This is a genomic window from uncultured Pluralibacter sp., from assembly GCF_913775985.1.
Lineage (GTDB): Bacteria > Pseudomonadota > Gammaproteobacteria > Enterobacterales > Enterobacteriaceae > Pluralibacter.
On sequence record NZ_CAJYMB010000104.1, the window covers coordinates 1 to 6,259 of the forward strand.

A 6,259-nucleotide genomic window follows, 5' to 3' on the forward strand; every position below is an offset into this window, starting at 1 on the left:
GGCTCTGGTGCGGATTTGCGCACAGCATCCGATGCTGCGCCTGCGGGTAGACGACGAAGGGCGCCAGACGGTCATGCCGCAGGAGGCCTCACCGGCACTTGAAGTCGAGGATTTTCGCCTTCTGACCGGGGACGATGCCGCGCAGCGGCTGCTGGAAAAGCGCGAGTTATGGACGCACCAGAGGCTGGATCTTCAGGCCGGGCAGGCGGCGCGTTTCTCCCTGAGCCTGCTGGGCGGCGGCGTTTGCCGCCTGCACGTCGATACCGACATGATTGCCATCGATCCCCCCAGCTTTTGCGTGCTGATGGAGGATCTGGCCGGATGGTACCTGCATCCTGAGCGCCAGTTGGGAAGCATCCCCGGCTGGTTCGACTGGTGCGAGCAGATGCGCAACGATCCGGGGCTGCGGGCCATACGGGAAAAGGACCGCCTGTACTGGCAGGCCCGGCTGGCAGATATTCCTCCTCCGCCAGCGCTGCCGCTGGCTGCCGCGCTGGCGGAGGAGGCCCGCAGTCATCGTCTGGCGACGGTGCTGCCTACGGAGGTGCATCTTGCGCTAAAGCACATCGCCCGATCCCGCAGTATCACCCTGTCGACCCTGATGCTGGGGCTGTTTTCGCTGGTGCTGGCGCGGCACACCGGCGATCGCCGCTTCAGACTCAACGTGCCGATGTTCTGGCGCAACCCGCTGGTGGCGGACGTTGAGCGCATCGTGGGTGATTTCGCCAACGTGCTGATCCTCGGCGTTGAGACGGCGGGCGCGGAGAGTCCGGCGACGCTGTGCGACAGGCTGGGAGAGCAGATGCGCGAACTACTGGCCCACTCGGCCTATCCCGGCGTCAACCTGATGCGCGATCTTTCTCGCCGCTGCGGCGACACCCAGCTGGCGCCGGTGGTGGTGACGGCTGCGCTGGATCTGCCGGGAGGCGCGCTGCTGTCACCGAACGTCAAAGAAGTTTTCGGCGAGATGAACTGGGCGATTTCGCAGGGGCCGCAGGTGGCGCTTGATGCGCAGTTTGCTGCTCTGGATAGTGGGCTGCTGATCAACTGGGATATTCGCCTCGACGCGCTGCCGCAGGCGTGGATCACCGCCGCGTTTGAGGATTTTACCGCTACGGTTCGCCGCATTGCCGCCGCGCCGCAGGAATTTGACCGGCCGATGCTGGCGCCTGTCGACAGGCGGCCTGCGCACGGCCAGCCCGCAGGCGAGAGTATGTCCCGGCGGGTGCTGGCCATCTATCTGCAGGTATTGGCTGTCGGGGACGGGGCGCTGGCTGACGGGCGCAGCGACTTTATCAGCCTCGGCCTGCGGCCGCGGCATTTGAGCGTTATTGCCTCACGGCTTAACGAGGCGTTTGGCACCGCGCTACCGGTAGCGCAGCTTCTGCGCTGCCGCAACGCGGATGACGTTGTACAGCTGCTTGACGCGGCAGCATCTCCGCAGTAGTGCGCATCTGCCTTTATGTTTAAGGATGAAGAGTATGGAAAATTACGATCTGATTGGCATCGGTATTGGGCCCTTCAATCTGGGGCTGGCGGCGCTGCTCTCCCGCCACCGTGAGGTGACGAGCCTGTTTCTGGAAGCGAAAGCCGAATTTAGCTGGCATGCCGGAATGCTGCTGCCCGACGCCACGCTGCAGGTGCCGTTCCTCGCGGACCTGGTGACCATGATTGACCCGGCGCATCCGCTGAGCTATCTGAGCTATTTGCACGCCCACGATCGCCTGTATCAGTTTTATTACTATGAAAACTTCCAGATCCCGCGCCGGGAGTACGACCACTACTGCCGCTGGGCGGCGGAGCAGCTCCTCGCCTGCCGCTTTGATGCCGCGGTGACCCGCGTCAGCTATGAACCCGCAGAGGATCGCTTCGTGGTGGAAAGCCGCGCCAGCGATGGCACCGTCCGGCGCTATTGCTGCCGGGATCTGGCTATCGGTATTGGCACATCGCCGCTGCTCCCGGCGTGGGCAGAGGTGGAAAGCCGCGCGCCGATTCTGCATTCGGCGGCGTTTATTCCCCATCGCAAAGCGCTGGAAGCCTGCCGCCGGGTGGCGGTTATTGGCTCCGGTCAGAGCGCCGCCGAGTGCGTGCTGGCCTTATGTCAGGGGCTGACACCGGAGCGGATCGCCGCCGGTGCGTCAGTCCACTGGATAACCCGCTCGCCGGGGTTTCATCCGATGGAATCTTCCAAGCTCGGGCAGGAGTGTTTTACCCCAGCTTATATGGCCCATTTCCAGACCCTCAGCCGGGAGAAACGTCGGCAGATAGCGGCGGGGCAGGGTGGTCTGTACAAAGGCATCAGCTACGGGACCATTGCTAAAATCTTCGACGCGCTGTACGAGGGCTCCATCGGCGGGCAGGATCCCGGCCTGCGGCTGCTGCCGGACTGTGAAGTGGAAAACGTTACCGGCAGCGCTGACGATGACGTCGTGCGTATCGCCTTCAGGCACAGGGCGCTTGACCGGGTCGGCTACGCGGAAGCGGATGCTATTATCGCGGCAACCGGCTATCACCATGTTTTCCCCGGCTGGCTGGCGTCGCTCAGGGAGGCGGTGCTGGAAACCGACGCCCGGGGCGACTGGCTGGTGGATGAAGCCTTTATTGCCCGCCGGCGGGACGGCGGCAGAGGGCGCATCTTTGTGCAAAACACCGAGATTTTTCAGCACGGGGTCGGCTCGCCGGATCTGGGGCTCGGCGCTTACCGCAACGGCAGCATCGTTAATACCCTGCTCGGGCGCGAGCATTACCGGCTGCCGCGGCAAAGCGCCTTTCAAACGTTCGGGCTGCCGGATAGCCTGTCAGGGGAGGCGTTGCCATGAGCTTATCCCTCGCCGATCGCGACCGGCTGGATGCCTTCTGGCGCTTCTGCCTCGACAATCAGTATTTCAATATTGGTTACCCTGAATCTGCGGACTTCGATTATGGCTACCTGCAGCGCTTTATGCAGTTTTCCATTAACAACTGCGGCGACTGGGGCGCCGAGTGTAACTATCTGCTGAACACCTTTGAATTCGAAAAGGACGTTATGCAGTATTTCGCCGGACTCTTTCATATTCCTTTTGCGCAAAGCTGGGGCTACGTCACCGGCGGCGGCACGGAGGGCAATATGTTTGCCTGTTATCTGGCGCGCGAGCTGTTCCCGACGGGTACGCTGTTCTACTCCCGGGATACCCACTACTCGGTAGCGAAAATCGTCCGGCTGCTGCGGATCAAATCCTGCGTGGTTGACGCGCTGCCCGGCGGCGAAATCGATGAAGACGACTTGATGCGCAAAATAGCCGCGCAGCAGGTGAGACATCCGATCGTCTTTGCCAATATCGGCACCACCCTGCGCGGAGCGGTGGATAATATTGCCAGCATTCAGCAGCGCCTTGCGCTGGCGGGCATTTCCCGACAAGACTACTACCTGCATGCCGATGCGGCGCTGAGCGGGATGATCCTGCCGTTCGTCGAGCGCCCGCAGCCCTTTAACTTTGCCGACGGCATCGACTCGATTGCGGTGTCCGGGCATAAGATGATCGGTACGCCGCACCCCTGCGGGGTCGTACTGGCGAAGCGGGAGCACGTTGAGCGCATCTCCGTTGACGTGGACTATATTTCCGCCCCTGACCGTACCATCACCGGCTCGCGCAGCGGCCACGCGCCGCTGATGCTGTGGGCGGCGCTCCGCAGCCGCTCCTTCGCCGAGTGGCAACAGCGCACCCGCCGCTGCCTTAACATGGCCCAGTACGCGGTGGACCGCTTCCGGGAGGCGGGCATTAACGCCTGGCGACACGAAAACTCCATTACCGTCGTTTTTCCGAGCCCGCCGCCCGCGGTGTGGAAAAAGCACTGCGTGGCCACTTCGGGCAATACCGCGCACCTGGTGGCGACCGGGCACCATCGCGACAGCCGCCGCATCGACGCCCTGATCGATGACGTTATTGCCAGCGCGCCGGTGAGCGGCGGGAGTGTTACGTGATCGAGGTTAAAAATATCACCGCCGCTTACGGGAAGGCCACGGTACTGCGCGAGCTGTCGGTGCGCTTTGCGCCGGGACGCGTCACCGCGCTGCTGGGACCGAACGGCTGCGGTAAGTCAACCCTGCTGCGGGCGGTGATGGGGTTTATGCCCGTCTCCGGCGGTGAAATTTTGCTGCAGGGAGAACCCATTGCCGGACTGGGACGCAAGGCGCTGGCGCGGCGGATTGCCTGGCTGCCGCAGGAGAATCTCTGCCCGGACCACATGACCCTTGGCGAGCTTATCGAGCTGGCAGGCAGCGGACGAACGCCGCTGTTCGGCGGGCCCTCTGCGGCGGAGCGGCAGCGCTTTCGCGAGGTGCTGGCTACCGTGGGTCTGGCAGATAGCGCAGAAGTGCGGGTCAACACCCTGTCGGGGGGCATGCGACAGCGGGCGTGGGTGGCGATGGTGCTGGCGCAGGATACCGACATTATTTTAATGGACGAGCCGGTCAATCATCTGGATATCAAATATCAGTACAGGCTGCTGAAGCTTATCCGCACGCTCTCTGATCAGCACGGCAAGACTATCGTGGTGGTTCTTCACGATCTCAATCTTGCGGCGGCGTTTGCCGATGACGTGGTGATGCTGCGCAATGGCCGGCTCGAAGCCGCCGGCAGCGTCAGGGAGATCGTCACCGCCGATACCCTCCGTCAGGTTTTTGATATTCCCGCCGCGGTATTTGAGCGCGGCGGCAGGCTGGTCTGCCAGCCCTATCCCGACCCCGGCGATATTGAGGTCGCGGGCAGGGAGGAGGGGGAATGATGGCCCGGAAGCTGTTTTTTATCGCGGCGGTGCTGGCGCTGGCGGGGCTGTTTACCGCAAGCCTGATGGCAGGGGCAGGCACCGCGACAGTCGGGCAGGTTTACGCCGCGCTGACTCTGCCGGAACCACAAAACTATACCCAGGCGATTATCCGCTATCAGCGCCTGCCGAGAACCCTGATCGCGCTGTACGTCGGGGCGGTAATGGCCTGCAGCGGGCTGGTGTTTCAGGCGCTGCTGCGCAATCCGCTGGGTTCGTCATCGACGCTGGGCATCAATGCCGGCGCGGTGCTATATACTGTCGGCGGGGCGGTGCTGTTCAATTTTGGCCTCCCGCTGCAGGGAGTTTGTGCGCTCGCCGGCGCGCTGTTCGGCTTCCTGTCATCGCTGACCGTCGCCAGGCTTGCCGGCGCGCGCGACGTGCCGCCAGGGCTGCTGCTGATTCTGGCGGGTTCGCTAATTTCGATGCTTTATCTCGGCGTAGCCAATGCGATCCTGCTCTCTCATCCCGAAGTGCGCTCGGCATACCTCGGGTGGATCAGCGGAACTATCAATAATGCCTACGCCAACAGGCTGTACAGCTTCTGGTGGATGGGCCTGCTGGCCCTGGCGCTGCTGCTTCTGCTGGCGCGGCCGCTGACGCTGATGCTGCTCGGTAATGAAAAAGCGCTCTCCATCGGCATCAATACCCGGTGGACCGCGGGGCTGGCGCTCGGGGCGGCCATTGTGGCTGCCGGTTCCGGCGTGGCGATTTGTGGTCCGATTGGCTTTGTCGGTCTGATGGTGCCGCACGCGGTGTGCCCGCTGGTAGGGCAGCACTTTCTGCTGGCGCTGCCGGCCTGCGTGCTGCTGGGCGCGTGCGCGTGCCTGCTCGCCACCCTTGCGGCGCAAACGCTGTTCCAGCCCTATATTGTGCATACCGGGGTACTGATGGATCTGCTGGGCGGGCTGTTCTTTATTTGGGTGATAAAAACCCACTACCTTTCGGCAACCCCGAGTAAAACGCGATGAAATACGACAGATCAACAGACGGCGAGCGCGGCTGGCGTTTTGCCGGCGGGCTGCACGTGCGCCGGCGCGATCTCTTTAGCGGACTGGGGCTCTGCGCGATTGCGGCAGTGCTGGCGATGATTGCGTTAAACAGCGGCGAGGCCGGGGGCGGCATCCGCAGCATCGCGGACTGGCTGCGCGGCGGGGAGATCGCCCCCCGGCTGCAGTATGCACTCTGGCAGGTCCGCCTCCCGCACCTGGTGCTGGGCTTTATGGTGGGCTGGTGCGTCGCGCTGGCGGGGGCCATCATGCAGTCAATTACCCACAACGCGCTCGCGGATCCGGGCCTGTTTGGCGTAAGCCAGGGGGCCATGACCCTGATTGTGGTGCTGCTGGTGTTATTTCCTGCCGCGCCGAAAGCGCTGATTGCGCTGGCCGGATTGGGCGGAGGGCTGATGGTTGCCGTGCTGCTCACTGCGCTGGTGGGCCGCCACTATGCCGGCGGG

6 protein-coding genes are annotated in these 6,259 nt (G+C 63.4%); all 6 read left to right on the forward strand.

The genetic code is table 11. The annotated features are described in order from the left end of the window. The coding region (locus QZ766_RS12840; RefSeq protein WP_297202557.1) for a condensation domain-containing protein at nucleotides 1–1,447 on the forward strand (1,447 nt) is incomplete at its 5' end. 34 nt (nucleotides 1,448–1,481) lie between these two features. Then, entirely contained in the window at nucleotides 1,482–2,819 is a 1,338-nt protein-coding gene (gene basC, locus QZ766_RS12845; RefSeq protein WP_297202559.1) for a putative histamine N-monooxygenase, read from the forward strand. After that, nucleotides 2,816–3,961, forward strand: coding sequence for a histidine decarboxylase (locus QZ766_RS12850; RefSeq protein WP_297202561.1), 1,146 nt, complete (start codon nucleotides 2,816–2,818; stop codon nucleotides 3,959–3,961). Before basC ends, QZ766_RS12850 begins: the two co-directional genes overlap by 4 nt. Continuing rightward, nucleotides 3,958–4,764, forward strand: coding sequence for an ABC transporter ATP-binding protein (locus QZ766_RS12855; RefSeq protein ID WP_297202563.1), 807 nt, complete (start codon nucleotides 3,958–3,960; stop codon nucleotides 4,762–4,764). The genes QZ766_RS12850 and QZ766_RS12855 overlap by 4 nt, the downstream gene beginning before the upstream one ends. Further along, nucleotides 4,761–5,774 (forward strand): iron ABC transporter permease, encoded by a 1,014-nt coding sequence (locus QZ766_RS12860; RefSeq protein ID WP_297202565.1) that lies wholly within the window; start codon nucleotides 4,761–4,763, stop codon nucleotides 5,772–5,774. Before QZ766_RS12855 ends, QZ766_RS12860 begins: the two co-directional genes overlap by 4 nt. Continuing rightward, nucleotides 5,771–6,259 (forward strand): iron chelate uptake ABC transporter family permease subunit (locus QZ766_RS12865; RefSeq protein WP_297202567.1); only part of this gene is annotated, 489 nt, incomplete at its 3' end. The genes QZ766_RS12860 and QZ766_RS12865, both read left to right, overlap by 4 nt.

Bases quoted from the DNA above. Each gene is read 5' to 3' on its own strand.
- QZ766_RS12860 (WP_297202565.1), top strand. From the start codon at position 4,761: ATGATGGCCCGGAAGCTGTTTTTTATCGCGGCGGTGCTGGCGCTGGCG.
- QZ766_RS12850 (WP_297202561.1), top strand. From the start codon at position 2,816: ATGAGCTTATCCCTCGCCGATCGCGACCGGCTGGATGCCTTCTGGCGC.
- basC (WP_297202559.1), top strand. From the start codon at position 1,482: ATGGAAAATTACGATCTGATTGGCATCGGTATTGGGCCCTTCAATCTG.